The following is a 1,214-nucleotide window of genomic DNA, read 5'->3' as shown; positions in this document are numbered from 1 at the left end:
GATATAGAGCGTTATAAAACATAACCGGGGTGTGGCGGCGAGGGGGGAGTGTTTCCGGGCCCCTGCGGGAAAACGCCCATGTCCGGGCGACTTTTTTCGTGCCTTTAGAAGAAGCCGAGCTTCTTCGGCGAGTACGACACCAGCAGATTCTTCGTCTGCTGGTAGTGCTCCAGCATCATCTTGTGCGTCTCACGCCCGATCCCGGACTGCTTGTAGCCGCCGAACGCCGCGTGCGCGGGATACGCGTGATAGCAGTTCGTCCAGACCCGGCCGGCCTGGATCGCGCGGCCCGCGCGGTAGGCGGTGTTCATGTCGCGGGTCCATACGCCGGCGCCCAGGCCGTACAGCGTGTCGTTGGCGGTCTTGATCGCGTCGTCGAAGTCGTTGAACGACGCGACCGAGACGACCGGGCCGAAGATCTCCTCCTGGAAGATCCGCATGCGGTTGTCGCCCTCGAAGATCGTTGGCTGGACGTAGTAGCCACCGGCCATCTCACCGTCGTACGTGATGCGCTGACCGCCCGTCAGAACCTTGGCGCCCTCCTGCTGGCCGATGTCCAGGTAGGAGAGGATCTTCTCCAGCTGGTCGTTGGAGGCCTGGGCGCCGATCATCGTGTCGGTGTCCAGCGGGTGGCCCGCGACGATCTGTTCGGTGCGGGCGATCGCCGCTTCCATGAACTCGCTGTAGTGGCCCCGCTGGACGAGCGCGCGCGACGGGCACGTGCAGACCTCGCCGTTGTTGAGGGCGAACATCGTGAAGCCCTCAAGTGCCTTGTCACGGAAATCGTCGTTGGCCGCCCACACGTCGTCGAAGAAGATGTTCGGCGACTTGCCGCCGAGCTCCAGCGTCACCGGCTTGATGTTCTCCGAGGCGTACTGCATGATCAGCCGGCCCGTCGTGGTCTCACCGGTGAAGGCGACCTTCGCGACGCGCGCGCTGGACGCCAGGGGCTTGCCCGCCTCGACGCCGAAGCCGTTGACGATGTTGACGACACCCGGCGGGAGCAGGTCGGCCACCAGGCTCAGCCAGTAGTGGATGGAGGCGGGGGTCTGCTCGGCGGGCTTGAGCACGACCGCGTTGCCCGCGGCGAGCGCGGGGGCGAGCTTCCAAGTCGCCATCAGGATGGGGAAGTTCCACGGGATGATCTGCGCGACGACGCCGAGCGGCTCGTGGAAGTGGTACGCGATGGTGTCCTCGTCGATCTCGCTCAGCGA

1 protein-coding gene is annotated in these 1,214 nt (G+C 65.2%); it reads right to left on the bottom strand.

All coding sequences use genetic code 11. From position 1 onward, the window contains the following. Positions 1-104: 104 nt before the first annotated feature. Positions 105-1,214, bottom strand: a 1,110-nt coding sequence (adh, locus tag ACFWY6_RS12355; RefSeq protein ID WP_384688252.1) for an aldehyde dehydrogenase, incomplete at its 5' end; no start/stop codon positions are given.

Origin of the sequence: Streptomyces sp. NPDC059037, assembly GCF_042740015.1 — a bacterium.
Taxonomy (GTDB): Bacteria; Actinomycetota; Actinomycetes; order Streptomycetales; family Streptomycetaceae; genus Streptomyces.
Note: the sequence above shows the minus strand (reverse complement) of the source record. Positions and strands in the feature narration are given on the sequence as shown.